Here is a 21,916-nt window from a genome sequence, read left to right as displayed (position 1 = left end):
GGACGGCCATGGCTTGGGCGCTCTCAGGAATTGGCGGCCAAGCCATGTGCGCCCAGGGGCTGGCGCTTCAACGAGGCGGCCGGTGCTACGCACCGGCTCCCCTGCGATGCTCGATGCCGTGGCCACGCGGCGGAACTCGCTTCGTTCGCTTTGCTCACTCCGCTTGAACAGCCGCCGCAAGCTAGATGACGAAGCGCGCTCACGCGCGCTGGCCACGGCCTCTGCGCTTCTCGGCACCTCGACAGGCGCGCCAGCCCCTGGGCACACACGCCTTGGCAGAAGCATTGTTGGCACATCAACGGTTGCGTACCACCATTCTTGGTGGCTGCGGCAGGCCTGGCCCTGTGGGGGCGATTTCTGTGGCGGCTGTGGCCGCCTGTCTGGGGCCGGGCACGCGTTAGCGCGCTTCGTAACTGACTTGCGGCGGCTGTCCGAGCGGAGCGCTGCAAGCGCGCAGTGAGTTCCGCCGCACCGGCCCCAGACAGGTGGACTCAGCGGAGTCGGCGCCAAAGGTGCCGACCGTCACAGCATGAGCCCCCGCAGGGCCAGGCCTGCCGCAGCAAGCGAGGCGCATCAATCGCATGCACCTCGCACACAAACTCTGCGCGCCTCAGATCATGCCCTGTTGCGCCCCAAAGACAAAAGCAGCAGACTCACCAAACTGGACGCCACCAACGCCCCCAGGAACGGGGCCAGCGTAGGCACACCAGTGGGAAAGCTGGCCTGAAGCAGCCCCTGGGCCAGGCTGGCATGCGACACCCACCCTGGCAACACAGCCCCCACCAGCCCCGCCACCGCACCGCCAATCGCGGCCAGAGGCGTCATGCGGCGCCACAGCCCCAGCAACACCGGCACCACCGCCGTGGCACACAGCAGGTCGGCCACCAGGAACAGGCGCAACACAGAAATGCCCTGCAAGGCCACCACCACCACCGGCACCATCAACAGCACCGTGATCCAGCGTGCAGCCGCCAACGACGTGCCCTTGCGCGACGTCACCAGCAGCGAAGCAATGCCGTTCTGCAAGGTGTCCACCGAAGACGCCACCAATGCCACGGCCAGCAGCAAGGCCGGGATGGCCAGCCAGGAAGGTGACTCGGCCAGCATCGCAAAGAACGGCGTGGGCGGCGAGCCCAGCTCGCGCCCGGTGCCGGCCATCCAGGCACCGACCATGCCCACCACGGCCACCACCACCACGGACGTCACCCCGCCCAGCCAGCCGCCACGCACCAGCTCGCGGTCATCGCGCGCAGCCCACACCCGCTGCCAGTAGCCCTGGTGGAACAGGTTGGCCGCCGTGACGGCAATGATCAGCGTCAGCGCCACCTGCAGGGCATCCCCCACCGGAATCGTGGGCCACACCAGCGGTCGGGGATCAGTGGGCAGACTCTGCCAGGCCACACCCAGCACCAGCGCCAGCAGGGCCAGCAACAGCCAGACCTGCCAGCGGTCCGTCACCAGGCTGGCGCGCAAACCGCCCCAGGCGGTGTAGATCAAGGTAGCCACGGCCACGCCAACCACCGCCACACTGCCCGGCAGGGGCGACAGCAGGGACGTGATGCCGCCAATGGCCGTCAGCTCCGCCGTGAGGAAGCACAGCATGTACAGCACCGAAATGGCCGCCACCCAATGGCGCAGGCCGGCGCCGAAACGCGCCTGCGCGTACTCGGTGATGCTGCGCCCTTGGGGCAGCAGGCGCCGGATCGCGGGGCCGCACCAGGCCAGCACGATGAACGGGAACGCCGCGCCCAGGGCGTAGCCCGCCACGCCCAGCGGCCCAACGAAGGCCCCCACTTCGGGCGGCACGAAGAGAATCCACGCGCCCAGCCCCGACGCCAGGAACGACAGCCCCAGGGTCGATGCGCTCTGGGAATTGCGCGCGGTCAGGTACTCGTCCAGATCGCCGCCCGCCGTGCGGGCACGCAGGCCGATCCAGACGAAGAAAACCAGTGCCGCCCCAAGGGCAACTGCGGTGGCATACAGCATGTTCATAGGATGTAGCGCGACAGGTCGTCGTTGCGGCTGAGTTCGCCCAGGCGGGCGTTCACGTAAGTGGCGTCCACCGTCACGGTCTGGCCCTCCAGCCGTGCAGCGTCAAAACTCACCTCGTCAAGCAAATGCTCCATCACCGTGGCCAGGCGGCGCGCACCAATGTTTTCGGTGCGTTCGTTCACGTCGTGGGCAATCTGCGCCAGGCGGGTGATGCCCTCGGGCGTGAACTCGATGGTCACCCCTTCCGTGGCCAGCAGCGCCTGGTACTGGCGCACCAGGCTGGCGTGGGTCTGCGTGAGGATGGCCTCAAAATCCGCGACCGAGAGCGACTGCAGCTCCACCCGGATGGGAAAGCGCCCCTGCAATTCCGGGATCAGGTCACTGGGCTTGCTCAGGTGGAAGGCGCCGCTGGCAATGAAGAGGATGTGGTCCGTCTTGATCGGGCCGTACTTGGTGGACACGGTGGTGCCCTCCACCAGCGGCAGCAGGTCGCGCTGCACGCCCTGGCGCGACACCTCGCCCGTGCTGGCGCCTTCGCTGCGGCTGGTGACCTTGTCGATCTCGTCGATGAAGACGATGCCGTTCTGCTCGGCGTTGTTCACCGCCTGCAGCTTGATCTCTTCCTCGTTGATCAGTTTGCCCGCTTCTTCGTCGATCAGCAGCTTGCGCGCCTCGGCTATTCTGAGCTTGCGTGTCTTGCGCTTGCCTGCGTTGAACTGGCTGAACATGCCGCGCAGCTGTTCGGCCATCTCTTCCATGCCTGCGGGAGTCATCACCTCCATCATGGGCTGGGCCGCTGCCAGTTCCAGCTCGATCTCCTTGTCGTCCAGCAGGCCTTCACGCAGCTTCTTGCGGAACACCTGGCGGGCCGTGCTGTCGGGCGCCGGTTCGTGGTCGCCGAGGCGGGGCGGGGGCAGCAACGCGTCCAGAATGCGCTCCTCGGCGGCATCTTCGGCGCGGGTGCGCAGCTTGGCCACCTCGGCCTCGCGCGTCTGCTTCACGGCCATGTCCACCAGATCACGGATGATGCTGTCCACGTCCTTGCCCACATAGCCCACTTCGGTGAACTTGGTGGCCTCGACCTTGATGAAGGGTGCGTTGGCCAGCCGGGCCAGGCGGCGCGCGATCTCGGTCTTGCCCACGCCGGTGGGGCCGATCATCAGGATGTTCTTGGGCGTGATCTCGGGGCGCAGCTTGGCGTCCACCTGCTGGCGGCGCCAGCGGTTGCGCAGCGCGATGGCCACGGCGCGCTTGGCGGCCTTCTGGCCGATGATGTGCGCGTCCAATTCGGACACGATTTCCTGGGGGGTCATGCTGCTCATGCCAGCACCTCGACCGTGTGGTTCATGTTGGTGTAGATGCAAAGCTCACCGGCCACCTTTAGCGACTCGCGCACGATCTGCTCGGCGCTGAGCGCGGTGTGGTCCAGCAGCGCCTTGGCCGCAGACTGGGCGTAGGCGCCACCCGAGCCGATGGCCACGATGCCGTACTCGGGTTCCAGCACGTCGCCGTTGCCGGTGATGATGAGGCTGGCCGTCTTGTCGGCCACGGCCAGCATGGCTTCCAGGCGGCGCAGAACGCGGTCTGTGCGCCAGTCCTTGGTCAGCTCAATGGCAGCGCGCGTGAGGTGGCCCTGGTGTTTCTCCAGCTTGGCCTCGAAACGCTCGAACAGGGTGAAGGCGTCAGCCGTGGCACCGGCAAAACCCGCCAGCACCTGGCCATGGTGCAGCTTGCGCACCTTGCGCGCCGTGCCCTTGACGACGATATTGCCCAGCGTGACCTGGCCGTCACCGCCGATGGCCACCTGCACGCCCTCGGGCGTTTCGCGGCGCACGCAGACGATGGTGGTACCGTAGAAAAGCGAAGAATCCTTGTGTTCCATGCTCAGTATTGTCGCAGGCGCACGGTCACGGCCTCGTCAATACCCACGACATGGAAGAAGGCAGCCACCAGCCGCCCCACCTGGGTCAGCTCGACCCGAACGCCCCGCGACATGGCGGCCAGAAGCCACTGCATCAGGCTGCCCGCTGCCACAAAATCGATGCGGCGCAACCCCAGGCAGTCGATGGCAAACACCTGTGATGGCGAGTGGGCATCCAGCGCGGCCTGCAGGTCTGCCAGCGCCGTCCCGATTTCGCCTTGAAGCACACCGGTCAGCACCGGCTTGGGCGGCCCGCTGGCGTCGGCGGCAACCCCATGGGCCGCAACACCCATCTGCGTGCCGCTGAAGAACTGCGTGTCACCCGCCATCGCCGGCCATTCCAGAACATCCAGCCCGCCCAGCTGGGTCACCAGCGGCCGTATGGGCTCCTGCAAGGCTGCGCCTTCCAGCTCCAGTGGTGCGGTCTGCGCAAACTCCGTGGGCAGGCTGTCGGCCAGTTCAAAGCCGCACACCGGCGCCTCCCACAGCGGTGGCAGAACCCCGTAGGTGACACAGAAATCGAGAGCGGCGAGATCAAATTCCTCCGGGCGGTGCATCATGCGCAGCAGCGCCAGGCGCAAATGCCACCAGACCGGCTCGTTTTCACGGCGGCCAGACGGTGTGCTGGCCTTCAGGCGCCGCCGGAGAACGCTGCTGCCCAGAAACCGGAAGACCACCGGCTCGCCCAGCCAGCGCTGGACCTCCGACAACAACACCTCGGCGGCGGCGATGTCGGCCGAGACGAGTTCCGTCCAGTCCAGCCACTTCACCTGGCCCGGCTGCCCGACCACGGACTTCAGCGACTGCACGGCATCGGCGTCGAGAAACGGCGGGCAGACCCAGACCGCCGCGCCAGCAGCTGGTGTGCCACCCGGCTGCGCAGACGCCCCCGCGGACGCGCCAAGCGCGGGCATGCCCGAAGGCCAGCGAGGCACCGGCACGGCAAACGCTTCCGCGTACTCCGCCGCAGTCTCCTCAAAGCGCTCCAGGTTCCCCTGGCCATGAAAGACATCCAGCAAAGCAAGCCACGCCAGCCTGGCGTTCGGCGTGTTGACTTCCTGGGCCATCAGCGCCCGCAACACCCTCTCGGCCTCCAGGTCGTCAGCGTTGGCGAACCGAACGGCGGCCTCCTCGATGGCCTGAGGCATCTGGTGGCTCGGCGTTGGCATACCCCCGCCAGAATCGTCCGGGATCATGTCGATCGGCAACGACGCGGCGGGCATGGGCCGCAAGGGCTTGCCGTCGCTGGCCTGCAAATGCGCGGGAATGGTGACGCCGCCTTCCAGCCGGTCGGGAATCGAAGTCCCGCTGCCGATACGCACCGGGGCAACAGCCCGTCCTCCGGACTCGCCCTGGCGGCTCAGCCAATGCTGGGCCATCTGCGCCTCGATCCGGGCGATTTTCTCGATGGTTCGAGCCTTGTCGGGATCGGTGGGGGGGGAACTGGACAACGGGTCCTGGCCACCCGCCTGAACGGTATTGGCCTGTTGCGCCCGCTTGCGCACCAGCGCTTCCCGCAAAAACTCAAATTCGCGCCGGCGGATCTGGTCGTTGCGCCGCTTGCGCTCGATGGCGGCCTTGAGTGCACGCCGGTCCTGCTCGGTACCGGCGCCGGGCAGCCGGTCGTCCAGCTCCGACCAGTTCGCCGTCGGATGCCTGACGAACTGGGCCACCCTGGACAGAAAACCGCCGCCGGATTCTCCCTTGCTCATGGTCGTTTCATCCGCTCACGCATGCGTATGTCTTGTTGTCGTGGCGGTAACAGGGCCTCAATCCCCGAAAAGCTTCTGTTTGAGTTCCCGGCGTTGCTGCGCTTCGATGGAAAGGCTGGCCGTCGGACGTGCCAGCAAACGGCCGACGCCGATGGGCTCGCCGGTTTCGTCGCAGTAGCCATAGTCACCGGCATCGATGCGGGCGATGGCCTGCTCGATCTTCTTGAGCAGCTTGCGCTCACGGTCGCGCGTGCGCAGCTCCAGGGCGTGCTCTTCCTCGATGGTGGCGCGGTCCGCAGGATCTGGCACCACCACCGTGTCTTCACGCAGGTGCTCGGTGGTCTCGCCAGCGTTCACCAGGATGTCCTGCTTGAGCTGCACGAGCTTGCGGCGGAAGTAAGCCAGCTGCACATCGTTCATGTACTCGCTGTCGGGCATGGCCAGCAAGTCCTCGTCGGTCAGGGCCTCCAGCGGTTTGCTCTTCCAGTTGTTGGCCAGCTTGGGGTCCTTGCGGGCGGGAGATTGGACAGTGGTTGTCATGGCTCGCTCGATCTTGGGTGAAAAAGTGACCGCTCAGGGCGGGTGAGGAACGCTGGCCTCGTGGCGCGCCGCCCCGGGAATGGCGGCTCAGCGTTTCGCCTGTTGTAGTTATACCCGCTTATACACCGGGCGGGCTTTTCGGCGGCGCCGATTGTACCCATTTGTGCCGGATTTGGCGCTTACAACGGCAAGCGGTCAAGCGAGGGACTGTTCCAGCCCTTGGATCAGGATGTCCTTGGGCAGATCGATGCCGATGAAGACCATCTTGCTCAGGCGCTGTTCGTCGGGGCCCCACAGCGGGCCCAGGTCGCTGCCCATGAGCTGGTGCACGCCCTGGAAGATCACCTTGCGGTCGGTGCCTTTCATGCTCAACACGCCCTTGTAGCGCAGCAGCTTGGGGCCATACACCTGCACGATGGCGCCGAGGAAATCCTCCAGCTTCACCGGGTCGAACGGGCGCTCTGCCCGGTACACGAAGCTCTTCACGTCATCGTCGTGGTGGTGGTGATGGCCGTGCTTGTGCGACGGGTGGTCGCAGTGCTCGCCATGCTCGTGATGGTGGTGGTGCTCGTGGCCATGGTCGTGGCCTTCATGCTCGCAATGGCCATGGTCGTGGTCGCAGTGGCTGTGGTCATGGCCGTCGTCCACCTTGAGGAAGTCGGGATCGATGTCGAGCTTGGCGTTGAGGTTGAAACCGCGCAGGTCCAGCACCTTGCTGATGGCCACCTCACCGAAATGCGCCTTCTCGATGGGCGCGCGCGGGTTCATGTGCTTGATGCGGTGGATCAGGTCGTCCAGCGCCTCGTCGTCCACCAGGTCGGCCTTGCTGATGAAGATCTGGTCGGCAAAGCCCACCTGGCGGCGCGCCTCCTGGCGGTCGTCCAGCTGCTGCTGAGCGTGCTTGGCATCCACCAGCGTCACGATGGAGTCCAGCAGGTAGCTCTCGGCCACCTCGTCGTCCATGAAGAAGGTCTGCGCCACGGGGCCCGGGTCTGCCAGGCCGGTGGTCTCGATCACCACGCGCTCGAAGTCAAGCTGGCCCTTGCGCTTCTTGGCCGCCAGCAGCTGCAGCGTGCTGCGCAGGTCTTCGCGGATGGTGCAGCAGACGCAACCGTTGCTCATCTGGATGATCTGCTCCTCGGTGTCGGCCACCAGGATGTCGTTGTCGATGTTCTCTTCGCCGAACTCGTTTTCGATGACGGCAATCTTCTGGCCGTGCGCTTCGGACAGCACGCGCTTGAGCAGGGTGGTCTTGCCGGAGCCCAGGAAGCCAGTGAGGATGGTGGCGGGAATAAGTGCCATGGTGGATCAGAAAAAAGGAAGAAATGGCCCGTTGCGGGGCCCTTGCAATCAGTGTAGTGCGGCTGTCAAGACCGGGGATCAGCTGCGCTTTACAACCACCAACCCCTTGAGGTATTCGCCTTCGGGGAAGTTCAGCGACACGGGGTGGTCGGCCGAGCCGCCCTGGCGCTGCACGATGGCGGCGTCCACACCCGCGTCCAGCGCGGCCCCGGCCACGATCTTCTGGAACAGCTCCACGCCAATGCCGCCAGAGCAGGAGTAGGTGAACAGGACGCCGCCGGGGCGCAGCAGCTTGAGGCCCAGCCGGTTGATGTCCTTGTAGGCGCGCGCCGCGCGCTCGGCGTGAGCCACCGTGGGCGCGAGCTTGGGTGGGTCGAGCACGATGGCGTCGAACTGGCGGCCTTCGGCCAGGAAGGCGCGCAGGCTTGCGTTCACATCGGCGTCCAGCCAGGTGGTGCGAGCCAGGTCGAAGCCGTTGAGGGCCACGTTCTCCCGCGCCTGCTCCAGCGCCGGGCCGGACGAGTCGACGGACGTGACATGCTGTGCACCGCCCGCCAGGGCGGCCACGGTGAAGCCGCCGGTGTAGCTGAAGCAGTTGAGCACCTCGCGCAGGCCCAGGCGGCGCACCCAGTCGGCACAGTCGCGGCGGCTGTCGCGCTGGTCCAGGTAGTAGCCGGTCTTGTGGCCGTGCGCCACGTCCAGCCCCAGGCGCCAGCCGTGCTCCTGGATGGTGAGCGCCGTCTCGCCGCCGCCACGCAGCCAGCCGGTGACTTCGGGCAGGCCCTCCAGACCACGGGCACTGGCGTCGGACCGTTCGTACAGGCGCTGCAGGCCGGTGGCTTCCAGCAGGGCGTCGGCCAGCACAGCCTTCCAGCGCTCGGTACCACAGCTGGTGAACTGTGCCACCAGCGTGTCGCCGTAGCGGTCCACCACCAGGCCGGGCAGCCCATCGGATTCGCCATGCACCAGCCGAACGCCGTCGCTGGGCAGGTTCCAGCTGGCACGCAGTTCAACGGCGCGCTTCACCAGCGATGCCAGGAAGGGCGCATCGATGCGCTGCGCCTGATCGAAGCTCCACACCCGCACACGGATGCGCGACTGCGGTGAAAAGGCGCCCCAGGCGAGGAAGTCACCATCATGGCTTTCCACGCGCACGGTTTCGCCAGGGTCCCCGCCGCCCTTGGCGATGGCGCCGTCAAACACCCAGGGGTGGCGGCGCAACAGGGACTTTTCCTTGCCGGGCTTGAGTCGGATGGTTTTCATGGGGCGCTATTGTGGCCCGGCGCACAAGCCGCCGCCCGGCGAAGGAAAAAGAAAAGCCGGGACACGCCCGGCTTGCAGCTGCCACCCAAGCAAAGGCTCAGGGCCGCAGGTAGACAAAACCTTCCTTCGCCTGCAGGCGAGCCACTTCAGCCACGCCGGAAGGCACGATCTTGGTTTCCATCAGCAGCTTGTCGGCGGAAATCTTGCGCGAGACCAGCGTGTTGTTGCACACGCGGAACTCCACCCCCTTGGACGCGAGATCGCTCACGGCGCCAGCAAAGGGCTGCTCCATCTGGTTGGTGGCGCCCTCCAGCAGGAAGTCGATGCCCAGGCCATGGGTGACCACCACGATCTTGGCCGTGGGGTCGGCCGCCAGGTGGTTGCGGATGTTCTGGATGGCACGCGATGCCTGGGGAATGCCCTCGCTCATGTGATAGACCACCTTGACGTTGTCGGCCGCGTACGCGGACACGCTGAACACCAGCCCCAGCAGCATGGCCTTGAAGGCCGTCATCCATTTCAACATCGTGCATCTCCTGTGCAAAAGGCGCCCGGCAAGGGCAAATCAGAATTCTCCAATATTGTGAAGAATCACTTCTTCAATGGTAGAGGGCTAACCCTGTCCCCCGCCGTCTGAGGGTCTTCCCCTGGGCTGGCCTCCGGGGTGGGGCGCTTGCCGGCCCTGGGGTGCGCCGCCTCGTACACCTTCGCCAGATGCTGGAAGTCCAGGCGCGTGTACACCTGGGTGGTGCCTATGTTGGCGTGCCCGAGCAGTTCCTGCACGGCACGCAGGTCGCCGCTGGACTGCAGGAGGTGGCTGGCAAAGCTGTGCCGCAGCATGTGCGGGTGCACTGGCGCCATCAAACCCGCCTGCACGGCGCGCTGTCGCAGGCGCTGGCGCAAGGCCTGCGGCGTGAGGCGGGCCCCGCGCTGCCCCACGAACAAGGCGCGGTCATCCTTGGCCCACAACGGCCGCTGCACCAGCCAATCGGCCAAGGCCTTCAATGCGGGCTGCCCCACGGGAACCGTGCGCCACTTGCCCCCTTTGCCAAGCACGTGTGCCTCGCCCGCCTCGGGGTCTATCCACCCCCGGGCCAGGGGGCTGGCCGCAACGTCCAGGCCCAGCAATTCGCCCAGGCGCAAGCCACTGCCGTAGAGCAGCTCGGTCGCGCAGCGGTCACGCGCAGCCAGCACCGGGTCGTCTTGCTCAGGTTCGTGATCGGCCAGCCGCAGGGCATCTTCCACGCCGAGCGCCTTGGGCAGCGGCCGCCCGGCCTTGGGGGCGCGCACGCCCTGCACCGGGTGAACGTTGATCAGGCCCTGCCGCCCCAGCCAGGTGTAGAAGCCCCGCCAGCTCGACAGCACCAGCGCAATGCCGCGCGGTTCGCGCCCGCTGGCACGCAATTGCGCAACCCAGCGGCGCACATGGGCGTCGCGCACAGCGGCCAGCGTCAGGTGCTCCTGGGCGCAGCGGCGGGCCAACCCTTGCAGGTGCTCGGCGTACAGGTCCTGGGTGCGGGCGGCCAGGCGCTTTTCCACGCGCACGTGCTCCAGGTAGCGGTCCAGCCAGGCCTGGTCTTCGGCAGACAGCTGCGCGCTTTCCGCATCAGGTCCCTGCGCCGCACCCGGCAGGTTTTTCGCGCGGGAACGCCGGGAAGCCGGTCGCGCCGCCATGCGGGACCTGCGTCAGGCCTCGCCGCCCTCAGGCAGCAGGCGGGTGAGCGCGGCGGCCGCCAGTTCGGCGATGCGCTCCAAAAAGTCCGTTCCCATGGAGGCGTGGAAGCGTTGCGGATCACCCGACGCCAGCACCAGCAGGCCAAAGGCGCGCGCGCCCTCGCTGGCACGCAGCGGCAACAAGGCGATGGACGCGGCGGCGGACGGGTCACCCAGCCACTGAGCAGCCTCCAGCCCGGGGTTGTTGCCGCAATAGGGCAGCGTGAGCGACACGGCAAACGCCTGCGCATCCGCACTTGCCCCCTGCGCCCAGGGTTGATCGGCATGCGCCGGGGCCACGCCCCACAGCTTGATGGCGGCCTGAGGCACCTGGAACTGCCCCTGAATCTCCTTCACGATCACTTCGGGCAGGTCCGCCGCATCGCGCGTGAGCAGCAGCTGGCGCGTCCAGCGCTGCAGCTTGTCGGCGATGCTCACGTTCTCCTGCCCATGGCGGATCATCTCGACAGCCTTGAGCTCCAGGTGACGGATCTTCTCGCGCAACATCTCGGCCTGGCGCTCCTGCAGGCTCACGGCCCGCTGGCCGTGCGGGCTGGTCAACTGCACGGCAGCCAGCAATTCGGCATGGCGCTCGAAGAAGTCGGGGGTGTTGACCAGGAACTGGGCGATGTCGTCTTCGGTGATCGGTGGCAAGGCGTTGGTGTCCAAGGCAGGCACTCCGGCTACAGGTAGGGTGTTGGGAAAAGTCAGGTCAGTTCAGGCACGTCGATGGCGCCTTCGAACACGGTGACGGCCGGGCCGGTCATCATGACCGGGGCCGACAGGTCAGCCAACCCCGCCCAGGCGATGGTGAGCCGACCGCCACGGGCGTGGACATCAACACGCTCGTCCAGCAGGCCCAGGCGTATGCCCGCCACCACGGCGGCGCAGGCACCGGTGCCGCAGGCCAGGGTCTCGCCCGCGCCGCGCTCGTACACGCGCAGCTTCACTTCGCTGCGGCTCATCACCTGCATGAAGCCGGCGTTGACCCGCCGGGGAAAGGCTGTGTGGCGCTCGATCAGCGGCCCCCACTCCAGCACGGGAGCGGTCTCTACGTCATCCACCAGACAGACGGCATGCGGGTTGCCCATGGACAGCACGGCGACCTCGGCCGATGCCGCACCGCCTGGCAGGGCCAGCGGCAAGGGCCAGACCTGCCAGCCGCCTCTGGGTAGCGGCGCCAGCCCTGTGGCATCGAAAGGCACCTGGGGCAAGTCGAACACGGGCGCGCCCATGTCCACGGTGACGCGGCCGTCATCGTTCAGGCGCAACGTCATCTGGCCGCCGTGCACCTGCACGCGCACCACAGGCTCGCGGGTCAGGCCATGCTCGTGCACGTAACGCACAAAACAGCGGGCGCCGTTGCCGCAGTTCTCCACCTCGCCGCCATCGGCGTTGTGGATGACATATTCGAAATCGACCCCTGCGTGCGGCGCAGGCCGCACGGTCAGGATCTGGTCGGCACCGACACCGAAGTGCCGGTCGGCCAGGAAACGGTACTGGGCGGCGCTCAGGCCAAAGCGGCCACGCGTCTCGTCGAGCACGACAAAGTCGTTGCCCGCGCCCTGCATCTTGGTGAATGGAATGCGCATCAGCGCATTATCGTTCCACGCACCTCAACGCGCAGGCTCGGCCATGAAGATCTCGACCCTGCGGTTGCGCGCGCGGCCATCAGCGGTGTCGTTGCTGGCCACGGGCTCACGCGAGCCTCGCCCGTCAATCGCAATCGCCGCCACCGGCACGCCTCGCGCAGTCAGGTAATCACGCACGCTGGCGGCACGGTTCACCGACAGGGGATTGTTGATGGCGTCGCTGCCCGTGCTGTCGGTGTGGCCGATGATGCTCACACGCGCCGCCGGGTTGCGCACCAGGCCCTGCGCAAAGGTGTCCAGGATGGGGCGGAAGTTGGGCTTGATGTCGACACGGCCAACGTCAAAGGAGACGTCGCTCGGGATGTTGAGCTTGAGCTGGTTGTCGGCCGTCTGCGTCACCTCCACGCCCGTGCCGCGGGTGCTGGCCTCCATCTGGCGCTTCTGCTCTTCCATGCGGGTGGACCAGACGTGCCCGCCCACGGCGCCCACGCCAGCGCCGATCGCTGCGCCCCGCACGGCGCCCTTGCTGCCGTCGGTGGCGGCGCCCAGCACCGCACCCGCCACAGCGCCGATGGCAGCGCCCTTGGCGGTGCCGCTCTTCTGTTCCTCGGACATGTTGGCGCAACCGCCCAGCACCACGGCGGCAGCCACCGTGACCAGGGTCCATTTCAAGCGTTGACCGTTTCTCGTCATCGTTCTCTCCTTGTTCTTTAGCAGCTCATTGCCGCTCTCATCATTTTGCGCCTCAACCGCTGCGGCGTACAACTTTGCCCCAGCGTGTTTACACACCTTTACGACTCTTGCACGCCTGCACGCGCGGGGCTGCACAATGGCGGGCATGGTTCGCCCCTCACAACTCATTCACCCGCAACGGGAAGCCGCGCCCACGCGCGCGGCCGCCACGGTTCTGCTCCTGCGCGACACGGCTCAGGGCCTGGAAGTTCTGATGACCCGCCGCTCCATGACGGCCAGCTTCGCGCCAGGAGCGTACGTCTTTCCCGGTGGCGGTATCGACCCGGAAGACGCCAAGGCTCACGGCCTGGCCGACCGGCGCCCCGGCCAGGACCACGAAGGACTGACCCAGGCCATCGCAGCCATCCGCGAAAGCTTCGAGGAGCTGGGCGTATTGCTGGCGCGCCATGCCGACGGACGCTGGGCCGGGCAAGAGGACATAGCCGCGCTTTCGCGCGTGGCGCCACTGCCCCCGCAATGCGCCGAACGCGGTTTGCGCCTGGCGGCGGACGAGGTGTTCGTGCTGGCACGCTGGGTCACCGACCGCGACCTGCCCCGGCGCTTCGACGTGCCCTTCCTGGTGGCGCGCATGCCCGAAGGGCAGACACCCGAAGCCGACGGCAACGAGCAGTTCGAGCCGGTCTGGGTTCGCCCGGCGGACGCCCTGGCACGCCACGCGGCGGGCGACTTCTTCATGGTGTTTCCCACGGTGCGCACCCTGGAGCGGCTGAGCGGGCACGCCAGCGTCGCCTCGGTATTGGCCGCCTGCGCCGCGAGCGAAGAACCGTTGTGGACCAGTTGCCCCCGCGCCGGATGGCTGGAGGGCAAGGAAGCGCGCTACATGGAGCACGAGGCACCATTCGGCGAACTGGCCTTGGTATGCCCGGACGGCCAGCTGCTGCACCCCCTGGACTGGCAGAGCGACCACCCCGTAAGCCTGCTGAAAAACGTGCAACGCCTCACCGCGCCCAACCCGGGTGTGATGACCGGCCCGGGCACCAACAGCTACCTGGTGGGCGACCCGATCACCGGCCACATCGCCATCGACCCTGGTCCGGAGGACGCCGCCCATCTGGAGCGCCTGTGGCGCGCCGCCGGGGGCGACATCCGCGCCATCGTCTGCACACACTCCCACCCCGACCACTCCCCCGGCGCGGCGGTGCTGCAGGCGCTTTGCGCGCAACAAGGCAGACCCAAGCCCCCCATCCTGGGGCTGGCCAGCGCCGCCACGTCGCGTGCCAACAGCCACTTCGTGCCGGAACGTGAACTGACCCACGGCGAACAGCTGGTGCTGCAAAGCCCCGATGGCACCGTGACGCACACCTTGCGCGCGCTGCACACCCCTGGCCATGCGGCCAACCACGTGTGCCTGGTGCTGGAAGAGGACGGCCTGCTCTTCAGCGGCGACCACATCCTCAACGGCAGCACCACGGTGGTCGACCCGCCCGACGGCAACATGGACGCCTACCTGCGCTCGCTGGACCTGCTCAGCCAGGCGTGCGGCGAACACGGCATCGAATTCATCCTGCCTGCCCACGGTTACGTGCTGGGCCACGCACCCGAGGCCATCGCCCAGCTCAAGGCGCACCGCCTCAAGCGGGAAGCCAAGGTGGCCGCTGCCATGCGCGCCCTGCCCCACGGCAGTCATGACGACTGGGTCAAGCTCGCCTACGACGACGTGCCTCCACGCTTGTGGCCGGTGGCCAAGCGTTCGCTGCTGGCCCATGTGGAGCGCATCGAGAGCCTGGGCGGCTTCAACCTCTGAAGCCGGGGTTCTAGGACCGGATCAGTTCCGCGAGCAGCACATCCCAGGGTCGGTTCTGGTTCCACTCACCCAGCCAGACCGGCAGCTGCCCCGCCGGCATGGGCTTGGCCAGCGCATAGCCCTGCGCGAGATAACACCCCATGGCCAGCAGGGCGCGGGCGTGAGAAAGGCTCTCCACCCCCTCTGCCACCACAGACCGGCCGAACGCCTGAGCCAGGTAGGCCACACTGTGCACGATGTTGTGGTCATCGTCGTGGGCAAGCATGTTGCGCACGAAACCCTTGTCAATCTTGACGGTGTCCAGCGGCAACGCGCGGAAGTAAGCCAGCGAGGAATACCCGGTCCCGAAATCGTCCAGCGCAAAGCGCACACCGAGCGCGCGGCAATCCGCCATCACCTGCGCGGCCATCGCCAGGTCGGCAATGGCGGCCGATTCCAGCACCTCCAGCTCCAGCTGCTGCGCCGCGCCCTCGTGGTGCCGCTCGAGCATCTGCTCCAGCCAGTCGCTGAAACCCGGTCGCAGCAGCTGCCTGCTGCCCAGGTTCACGCTCACGCGGATGTCGGGGCCGAGGCGGCGGTCCTGCCGTGACCATTCACCCACCTGGCGCAGCGCGGTCTCGATCACCCACTCGCCAACCTCAATCTCCAGATCGGTGCCGTCCATCTGCCCCAGGAAAGCGTCCGGCGGGAGCAGGCCCGCATCCGGGTGCTGCCAGCGTATCAACGCTTCCAGCCCCACCACCTCGCCGGTCTGCAGGTTGACCTGCGGCTGGTAATGCAGGACGAACTCGCCCCGGTGCAGCGCCTGGGACAGCCGCGCCAGTTGCTCGCGGTGCGTCTGCACCTCTCGGTCCTGGGCCATGTCGAACAGCTGGTAGCGGTTGCGCCCGCCCTGCTTGGCCCGGTACATGGCCTGGTCCGCGTGCCGCAACAAGGTATCGGCGTCAGCGGCGTCCGAGGGGAAGAGCGTCACCCCGACGCTGACGGAGGCGGTCAACTCGTGCCCATCGAGTACCACCGGCTGCTGCACCTGCAACATCAACCGCTGCAGCACGCCCTGCCACTCGTCGCTGTGCTCCAGGTCGTTGAGGAGCACCACGAACTCGTCGCCACCCAGCCGCGCCAGGGTGTCTTCAGTGCGCAGGCTCTGCTGCAGTCGGGAAGTGACCTCCACCAGGAAACGGTCGCCCACGGCATGGCCGAAACGGTCGTTGATGGGCTTGAAGTCGTCCAGATCAAGGTAGCAGACCGCCAGCCACTTGCCACTGCGCCTGGAGCGGGCCACGGCCTGGGCCATGCGGTCCTCCAGCAGGCGCCGGTTGGGCACGCCGGTCAGCGCGTCGAAGTTGGCCATGCGGTCCAGCTCGGCTTGGTGCGCCTTGAGGTGCGAGATGTCGGACAGCACGGCCACATGGTGGCGCTGGTTGCCACCTGCCGTCTGCACGGCAGAGATCGACATCAGACAGGGGTGCGTGCGGCCATGGCGGTCGTTCAGGGGCATCTCTCCCTGCCAGTGCCCGTCCAGGTCGATGGCGCGCTGCAACATGTAGTAGCCGGAACGGCTGCCCCCCCAGTCGAACAGGTCGTAGAGAAGTTCGCCCTCGATCTCGCCGGGTTGCAAGCCGGTGATCCGCGTGAACGCCGGGTTCACTTCACGCACGCGGTGCTTGTGGTCCGTCACCACCACCGCGTCGTAGCTGTTGTCGAACACGCTGGCCGCCAGACGCAGGCGCTCTTCCCTGGCACGCTGCTCGGTGATGTCCCGCCAGACGCCCAGGGCCTCGGCACCGCCGTTGTCGCCCGGCAGCAGCCGGATGTCGTCGTGGATCCAGTGGTACTTGCCAGCAGCGTCGGCAAACCGGAACACATGCTCGACCCGCCCAAGCACATGCAGGCTGCGCACCGTTTCCACCGCTCCGGGCAGATCCTCCGGGTGGATGTGGCGCTTCCACCAGTCCCGCTCCATCGACTGCGCAACGGAATACCCCAACAGCCACTGGATGTTCGCACTTCCCCAGGTGATTTCCGTCTGCGGACCCTGGACGCGCAGGGTGTAGGTCATCACCGGGCTGGAGGCCATCAGGTAATTGAGACGCGCCGTGGTCGCCTGCAAGGCGGACCGGTCCGCCTGAAGCGTTTTCTTGGCGGCAACCAGCCGGCGCGTGTTGATGCCCAGAACGGCCGTGAGACCGACCACGACCAAGGCGGCCAGCCCCAACATGAGAATCCACGGGCGGTAGCGCTGCCAGACATCAGCCAGATTCAGTTCCGGCGCCTGATCGAACGGCGGCATGCGGACGTCACGCATTGCCTGCTCCACCGACGAATAATCGGCCGGGATGGTGAAACCGTATATGCCCGCCGCAATCGCCGCCGCGTGCCCCCGGGGCAGGTCCAGCAAGGCGCCAGCAACCCGGTGCGACACGGCCGGTGCCACATGCGCTACGGCCAGGAACGGCCACTCGGGGTAAAGCCGCGTGGATACCCTGTACGGGAACCCGATTGGTGATTGAGGATTCACGACGGTCAGCGCGCCAGGCGCCAGGCGCCCTTCCCGCTCCAGGTCCTCCAGCACCCCGGTGCGCACGAACCCGGCATCGACCTGCCCCTCCAGCACAGCCGTGATGACGCGATCAACCGGCTGCGCCGATTCGACGAAGGTGATGGAGTCGAGGCTGACCCCGGCCCTGACCAGTTCGGCGGCAGGCGCCATGTAGGTGCCCAGGTACTGTTTGCCCGCAATGGAAATCCGTTTGCCCGCCAGGTCCAGGAGGGTCGCGATGTCGGTGCGTTCCCGGCGCCGAACCACCACACCGCCAATGCTGTGCACGGGCGTATTGCCGTCGCGCAGGACCATGGTTGCAAGCGCACCCGACAAGCGCCCGTACTCGCGCAAGCTGATGTAGTGGCTGGGATTGGTGAGGACGAAATCCAGTGTGCCTGCGGCAATCCCGCTTTCCAGCTCGGCGTCGCTCAGTGCGACGACCCGCACGCGGTAACCCGGAACATGTTCGCTGAGGTACGCCCCCAGGGCCGAGAAACGCTCTTCAATGACCGGTTTGGGCCGGAACGCGAACACCCCCAGGGTCAGTTCACGCGGGCCGACCGGCTCCCGCCCTGCAGCGGGCTGCTGTGCCCATCCCACCCCCAGGCAGACACTCCAGAGCAGAACCACGCGGAAAAGACCGGCCAGCCATTCCACAGGGGAAAGACTCCTGTGCGCTGCGCGGCCTGCCGGTTGGACGGGATTGCCCTGCATGGTCTCCTGAAAGTGTTAACTATGGGTGGGCTCCATGATAAGTTCAGAAACGGTCGTGTGCCGGCAGGTAGGCCCACAAGCCCTCAGTCAAACCCCGCAGCGGTATCCGCCCCAGCCTGAGGCGGCGCACGGCCGCCACCGCCAGGCCAGCCTGTGTGCACAGGGACTCCACCTGGCCGGGCTGCAGGCCCTTGAGCGCCAGCCGCAGGCGCCGCTCGCTCTGCCAGCTCGCCTTCACGGGCACACCCTGGCTCACCGCCGCGTTCAGGCGCTGCAAGGCATCCGGCGGCACGCTGCCCTGCACATCCACCACCAGCTCGCTTTCCATGCGTGCCCAGTCGTCGCGCAGCTTGCGCAGCACGGCCACATCCTGTGACCAGACGACCAGCCCGCTGGCTTGGGTCTCAAGGGGAGCGGCAAGGGTCTGCCGCGTGAAGTGGCGCCGCAGCAGGCGCCCGCCGGGAATGGCACCGGACACATGGTCCGCAAGCAGGCTGCCTGCATCAAAGGCGGACAGGTCCAGCCCGGCCGGTTTGTGGAACAGCAGCGTGACAGACGGCACAGGCCGCGCCACGGCCCCGGGCGCCAGCGCCACCTGCTGGCCAGGCACCACGCGGGCCTGCGGCTCCTCGACGGTTTGGCCGTCCACCAACACCCAGCCACCTTCGATGTACAGCTCCGCCTCGCGGCGCGAACACGGCAACAGGGCGGCCAGGTGCTTGGCCAGTCGAAGGGGTTCTGTCATGGGAGGGAAGAATAAAGTGTGAAGTCTGCCGATACGCCGGATTCTGTGCACTGCGGTCGCCCGCAGCGTGACCGCCATTCCTCTGGGCCGCCGGTCACCCGAGCGGCTCGGTGCCACCTACCCGCCAGCTCGCCTTGCGGAACCACAAGGTCGGAAGAGGTTGCCCTGCTCCCGTGGCTGGCCTACTTGGTGTTGCTGCGCGCAGAGATTGCCCGTTTCACCCCACAGGCTCCTGCCGCCGAAGCGGGTGGTTCCCGTGGACTCGTCTCTGTTGCTCTGATCCTCACCTCGCGGTGGAGAGCCGTTAGCTCCTGCGCTGTCCTGTGCAGTCCGGACGTTCCTCCAGCGCGCCCTTTCGGGACTTGCGCCAGCGGCGGTCTGGCAGGCTTCACGGGCGTGATTATCCCCTCATTCCGCCCGGCATGCAGCGAACGCACCAGTTAATCACCACGCTGCATAAACATATGGTCGAATGCACCACCCGGTTGTTTCAGAATAGCGCCACACCCCACACAAGAGAGGCCCCCATGAGAGCAGACAACGTCCTGGCCACCATCGGCCAAACCCCGCACATCCGAGTCAACCGCCTGTTCGGCAGCGCCAATGTCTGGGTCAAGTCCGAACGCAGCAACCCGGGCGGCTCCATCAAGGACCGCATCGCGCTGTCCATGGTGGAAGACGCCGAGAAACGCGGCGCGCTCAAGCCCGGTGGCACCATCATCGAGCCCACATCCGGCAACACCGGCGTGGGACTGGCCATGGTGGCGGCGGTCAAGGGCTACAAGCTGGTGCTGGTGATGCCCGACAGCATGAGCGTGGAACGCCGCCGCCTGATGCTGGCCTACGGCGCCACGTTTGACCTGACCCCGCGCGAAAAAGGCATGAAGGGCGCCATCGCCCGGGCCGAAGAGCTGGCTGCGCAGACGCCGGGCGCCTGGATTCCCCAGCAGTTCGAGAACCCGGCCAACGTGGAAGTGCACGAACGCACCACGGCCCAGGAAATCCTGGCCGACTTCCCCGAGGGGCTGGACGCCATCGTCACCGGCGTGGGCACGGGCGGCCACATCAGCGGCGTGGCGCGCGTGCTCAAGGCCAATTGGCCGCAGCTCAAAGTGTTCGCGGTGGAGCCCACGGCATCGCCCGTCATCTCGGGCGGGCAGCCTTCGCCCCACCCCATTCAGGGCATCGGCGCGGGCTTCATCCCCAAGAACCTGGACACGGCTTTGCTCGACGGCGTGATCCAGGTGGAGGCAGAAGCCGCCCGCGAATATGCCCGCCGCTCGGCGCGCGAGGAAGGCCTGCTGGTGGGCATTTCCAGCGGTGCCACCCTGGCCGCGATTGCGCAGAAGCTGCCCGAACTGCCCGCAGGCAGCCGAGTGCTGGGCTTCAACTACGACACGGGTGAACGCTATCTGTCGGTCGAAGGCTTCCTGCCCGCCTAATCCAGTCTGAACGCGGCCAGTCAGGGCGGGCTGGCCGTATCATTCGCGGATCTTGATGCTTGATGGACACAAGCCCGCCATGATGCGAATTTCTGAACTGAAGCTGCCCCTGTCGGCGCTGCCGGTGGAACACCGCCGCGCAGCCGACGCCCCCGCCGAAACCGACGAGGACCGCGTTCCGCCGCCCCACCCCGTGGAGGCCCTGCGCGAACTGGCGGCCCAGGCCCTGGGCATACCCTCCTCCGATATTGCCGACCTGCAGGTGTTCAAGCGCAGCTTCGACGCGCGCAAGGCCGATCTGCTGGCAGTGTTCATCGTGGACGTGACCCTGGCGGAACCGGCCCGCGAAGCAGAACTGCTGACCCGGCACGCGCAGCACCCGCACATCCAGCCCACGCCCGACATGGACTGGCACGCGCCCGCCCATGCCCCTGCGGGGTGGCCCGCCAGCGAGGCCGAACGCCCCGTGGTGGTGGGCTTCGGCCCCTGCGGCATCTTCGCCGCGCTGGCCCTGGCGCAGATGGGCCTGCGCCCCATCGTGCTGGAGCGCGGGCGCCCCGTGCGCCAGCGCACGAAAGACACCTGGGGCCTGTGGCGCAAGAAGGTGCTCACGCCCGAGTCGAACGTGCAGTTCGGTGAAGGCGGCGCGGGCCTGTTTTCCGACGGCAAGCTCTACAGCCAGATCAAGGACCCGCGCTTCATCGGCCGCAAGGTCATGCGCGAATTCGTGGACGCGGGCGCGCCGCCCGAGATCCTCTACATGGCCCACCCGCACATCGGCACCTTCAAGCTGGTGAAGGTGGTGGAAGCCATCCGCGAGAAGATCGTTGCGCTGGGGGGCGAGATCCGCTTCGAGCAGCGCGTGACCGGCGTGCTACTGGCGCCCGACAACGGCGCCGCACAACCCCACCCGGCGGGCCTGCCCGTGCCGCCGGGACAGCGCGTGACCGGGCTGCGCGTGCAGGACCTGGCCAGCGGCGACGTGCACGACATGCCCTGCCAGCACGTGGTGCTGGCCCTGGGGCACAGCTCGCGCGACACCTTTGCCATGCTTCATGACGCGCACGTGTTCCTGGAGCCCAAACCGTTTTCGATTGGCGTACGCATAGAGCACCCGCAGAGCGTGATTGACCGCGCACGCTGGGGCCGCCACGCCGGGCACCCGCTGCTGGGTGCCGCCGACTACAAGCTGGTGCACCATGCCAACAATGGCCGCGCGGTGTACAGCTTCTGCATGTGCCCGGGCGGCACCGTGGTGGCCGCCACCAGCGAGCCGGGCCGGGTCGTCACCAACGGCATGAGCCAGTATTCACGCAACGAACGCAACGCCAACGCGGGCATGGTGGTGGGCATAGACCCGCCCGACTACCCGCTGGACGCCGAAGCCTGGGTGGCCGCCTTTGGCGACGAGGCCGGTGCGCGCTACGCCGCCGAGGCGCAAGCCCTGCACGCACAGGGCCGCACCCACCCGCTGGCGGGCGTGGTGCTGCAACGTCAGCTGGAAACCCGCGCTTTCGAGGCCGGCGGCCGCAGCTACGAAGCCCCCGGCCAGCTGGTGGGTGATTTCCTGGCAGGCAAGCCATCCACCGCCTTCGGGGAGGTGGAACCTTCGTACAAGCCCGGCGTGCGCCTGGGCGACCTGGCCCAGGTACTGCCTGACTATGCCGTGCAAGCCATGCGCGAAGCCCTGCCCGCCTTCGGCCGCAAGATCAAGGGTTACGACATGGCCGATGCCGTGATGACCGGCGTGGAAACACGCACGTCCTCGCCGCTGCGCATCACCCGGGGGGGCGACTACCAGAGCCTGAACGTGCGCGGCCTGTACCCGGCGGGCGAAGGCGCGGGCTATGCGGGTGGCATCCTGTCGGCGGGGGTGGATGGCATCAAGGTGGCGGAGGCTGTGGCGCTGGCTGCTGTGGGGCAGCCAGCCACCTAACC

The 21,916-nt window shown here is 67.3% G+C and carries 17 protein-coding genes and 1 other RNA gene; 3 read left to right on the top strand and 15 right to left on the bottom strand.

Going from position 1 to position 21,916, the window contains the following annotated elements; all coding sequences use genetic code 11:
* Positions 1-615: 615 nt before the first annotated feature.
* From ACYVHH_RS05165 to ACYVHH_RS05110, 12 genes are all read right to left on the bottom strand, one after another.
* Entirely contained in the window at positions 616-1,986 is a 1,371-nt protein-coding gene (locus ACYVHH_RS05165; RefSeq protein WP_460564023.1) for a sodium:solute symporter family transporter, read from the bottom strand.
* A 2-nt stretch (positions 1,987-1,988) separates the two neighbouring features.
* Complete coding sequence (gene hslU / locus ACYVHH_RS05160; RefSeq protein WP_460564022.1) at positions 1,989-3,314, bottom strand: ATP-dependent protease ATPase subunit HslU; 1,326 nt, start codon at positions 3,312-3,314, stop codon at positions 1,989-1,991.
* Positions 3,311-3,874, bottom strand: a complete 564-nt coding sequence (gene hslV / locus ACYVHH_RS05155) for an ATP-dependent protease subunit HslV (protein WP_460564021.1) — start codon at positions 3,872-3,874, stop codon at positions 3,311-3,313. Before hslV ends, hslU begins: the two co-directional genes overlap by 4 nt.
* Before the next feature lie 2 nt (positions 3,875-3,876).
* On the bottom strand, positions 3,877-5,625 hold the full coding sequence (locus ACYVHH_RS05150; protein WP_460564020.1) for an STAS domain-containing protein: 1,749 nt from the start codon (positions 5,623-5,625) through the stop codon (positions 3,877-3,879).
* A 57-nt stretch (positions 5,626-5,682) separates the two neighbouring features.
* The gene (dksA, locus tag ACYVHH_RS05145) at positions 5,683-6,165 is read right to left on the bottom strand and encodes an RNA polymerase-binding protein DksA (protein WP_460564019.1); all 483 of its coding nucleotides are present in this window, start codon (positions 6,163-6,165) and stop codon (positions 5,683-5,685) included.
* A gap of 195 nt (positions 6,166-6,360) precedes the next feature.
* Positions 6,361-7,467, bottom strand: a complete 1,107-nt coding sequence (locus ACYVHH_RS05140) for a CobW family GTP-binding protein (RefSeq protein WP_460564018.1) — start codon at positions 7,465-7,467, stop codon at positions 6,361-6,363.
* Positions 7,468-7,545: 78 nt separating this feature from the next.
* Positions 7,546-8,730 (bottom strand): class I SAM-dependent rRNA methyltransferase, encoded by a 1,185-nt coding sequence (locus ACYVHH_RS05135; RefSeq protein ID WP_460564017.1) that lies wholly within the window; start codon positions 8,728-8,730, stop codon positions 7,546-7,548.
* Positions 8,731-8,827: 97 nt separating this feature from the next.
* Positions 8,828-9,226 (bottom strand): DsrE family protein, encoded by a 399-nt coding sequence (locus ACYVHH_RS05130; protein ID WP_460564201.1) that lies wholly within the window; start codon positions 9,224-9,226, stop codon positions 8,828-8,830.
* A gap of 95 nt (positions 9,227-9,321) precedes the next feature.
* Positions 9,322-10,404, bottom strand: a complete 1,083-nt coding sequence (locus tag ACYVHH_RS05125; RefSeq protein ID WP_460564016.1) for a tyrosine recombinase XerC — start codon at positions 10,402-10,404, stop codon at positions 9,322-9,324.
* A gap of 12 nt (positions 10,405-10,416) precedes the next feature.
* Complete coding sequence (locus ACYVHH_RS05120) at positions 10,417-11,121, bottom strand: DUF484 family protein (RefSeq protein WP_460564015.1); 705 nt, start codon at positions 11,119-11,121, stop codon at positions 10,417-10,419.
* Between the two features lie 29 nt (positions 11,122-11,150).
* Complete coding sequence (gene dapF / locus ACYVHH_RS05115) at positions 11,151-12,035, bottom strand: diaminopimelate epimerase (RefSeq protein WP_460564014.1); 885 nt, start codon at positions 12,033-12,035, stop codon at positions 11,151-11,153.
* 24 nt (positions 12,036-12,059) lie between these two features.
* On the bottom strand, positions 12,060-12,728 hold the full coding sequence (locus ACYVHH_RS05110) for an OmpA family protein (protein ID WP_460564012.1): 669 nt from the start codon (positions 12,726-12,728) through the stop codon (positions 12,060-12,062).
* 145 nt (positions 12,729-12,873) lie between these two features.
* Between ACYVHH_RS05110 and ACYVHH_RS05105 the strand changes: the two genes are divergently transcribed.
* Positions 12,874-14,532 (top strand): MBL fold metallo-hydrolase, encoded by a 1,659-nt coding sequence (locus ACYVHH_RS05105; RefSeq protein WP_460564011.1) that lies wholly within the window; start codon positions 12,874-12,876, stop codon positions 14,530-14,532.
* A gap of 10 nt (positions 14,533-14,542) precedes the next feature.
* Here ACYVHH_RS05105 and ACYVHH_RS05100 read toward each other — a convergent pair whose 3' ends face one another.
* The 3 genes from ACYVHH_RS05100 to rnpB form a co-directional block, all read right to left on the bottom strand.
* Entirely contained in the window at positions 14,543-17,791 is a 3,249-nt protein-coding gene (locus tag ACYVHH_RS05100; RefSeq protein WP_460564010.1) for an EAL domain-containing protein, read from the bottom strand.
* A 43-nt stretch (positions 17,792-17,834) separates the two neighbouring features.
* On the bottom strand, positions 17,835-18,536 hold the full coding sequence (locus ACYVHH_RS05095; protein WP_460564009.1) for an RNA pseudouridine synthase: 702 nt from the start codon (positions 18,534-18,536) through the stop codon (positions 17,835-17,837).
* A 16-nt stretch (positions 18,537-18,552) separates the two neighbouring features.
* Positions 18,553-18,926, bottom strand: an RNA gene (gene rnpB / locus ACYVHH_RS05090) — RNase P RNA component class A.
* Positions 18,927-19,063: 137 nt separating this feature from the next.
* Between rnpB and cysK the strand changes: the two genes are divergently transcribed.
* Positions 19,064-19,978, top strand: coding sequence for a cysteine synthase A (cysK, locus tag ACYVHH_RS05085; RefSeq protein ID WP_460564008.1), 915 nt, complete (start codon positions 19,064-19,066; stop codon positions 19,976-19,978).
* Between the two features lie 79 nt (positions 19,979-20,057).
* Positions 20,058-21,914 carry an NAD(P)/FAD-dependent oxidoreductase gene (locus ACYVHH_RS05080; RefSeq protein ID WP_460564006.1) on the top strand — a complete coding sequence of 619 codons (1,857 nt, stop codon included), beginning with the start codon at positions 20,058-20,060 and terminating at the stop codon, positions 21,912-21,914.
* Positions 21,915-21,916 lie beyond the last annotated feature (2 nt).

This window comes from Hydrogenophaga aquatica (assembly GCF_054780915.1).
Note: the sequence above shows the minus strand (reverse complement) of the source record. Positions and strands in the feature narration are given on the sequence as shown.

Excerpts from the sequence above, each read along its gene's own strand:
- ACYVHH_RS05165 (WP_460564023.1), bottom strand. The coding sequence starts at position 1,986 with ATGCTGTATGCCACCGCAGTTGCCCTTGGGGCGGCACTGGTTTTCTTC.
- hslU (WP_460564022.1), bottom strand. The coding sequence starts at position 3,314 with ATGAGCAGCATGACCCCCCAGGAAATCGTGTCCGAATTGGACGCGCAC.
- hslV (WP_460564021.1), bottom strand. The coding sequence starts at position 3,874 with ATGGAACACAAGGATTCTTCGCTTTTCTACGGTACCACCATCGTCTGC.
- ACYVHH_RS05150 (WP_460564020.1), bottom strand. The coding sequence starts at position 5,625 with ATGAGCAAGGGAGAATCCGGCGGCGGTTTTCTGTCCAGGGTGGCCCAG.
- dksA (WP_460564019.1), bottom strand. The coding sequence starts at position 6,165 with ATGACAACCACTGTCCAATCTCCCGCCCGCAAGGACCCCAAGCTGGCC.
- ACYVHH_RS05140 (WP_460564018.1), bottom strand. The coding sequence starts at position 7,467 with ATGGCACTTATTCCCGCCACCATCCTCACTGGCTTCCTGGGCTCCGGC.
- ACYVHH_RS05135 (WP_460564017.1), bottom strand. The coding sequence starts at position 8,730 with ATGAAAACCATCCGACTCAAGCCCGGCAAGGAAAAGTCCCTGTTGCGC.
- ACYVHH_RS05130 (WP_460564201.1), bottom strand. The coding sequence starts at position 9,226 with ATGCTGCTGGGGCTGGTGTTCAGCGTGTCCGCGTACGCGGCCGACAAC.
- ACYVHH_RS05125 (WP_460564016.1), bottom strand. The coding sequence starts at position 10,404 with ATGGCGGCGCGACCGGCTTCCCGGCGTTCCCGCGCGAAAAACCTGCCG.
- dapF (WP_460564014.1), bottom strand. The coding sequence starts at position 12,035 with ATGCGCATTCCATTCACCAAGATGCAGGGCGCGGGCAACGACTTTGTC.
- ACYVHH_RS05110 (WP_460564012.1), bottom strand. The coding sequence starts at position 12,728 with ATGACGAGAAACGGTCAACGCTTGAAATGGACCCTGGTCACGGTGGCT.
- ACYVHH_RS05105 (WP_460564011.1), top strand. The coding sequence starts at position 12,874 with ATGGTTCGCCCCTCACAACTCATTCACCCGCAACGGGAAGCCGCGCCC.
- ACYVHH_RS05100 (WP_460564010.1), bottom strand. The coding sequence starts at position 17,791 with ATGCAGGGCAATCCCGTCCAACCGGCAGGCCGCGCAGCGCACAGGAGT.
- ACYVHH_RS05095 (WP_460564009.1), bottom strand. The coding sequence starts at position 18,536 with ATGACAGAACCCCTTCGACTGGCCAAGCACCTGGCCGCCCTGTTGCCG.
- cysK (WP_460564008.1), top strand. The coding sequence starts at position 19,064 with ATGAGAGCAGACAACGTCCTGGCCACCATCGGCCAAACCCCGCACATC.
- ACYVHH_RS05080 (WP_460564006.1), top strand. The coding sequence starts at position 20,058 with ATGATGCGAATTTCTGAACTGAAGCTGCCCCTGTCGGCGCTGCCGGTG.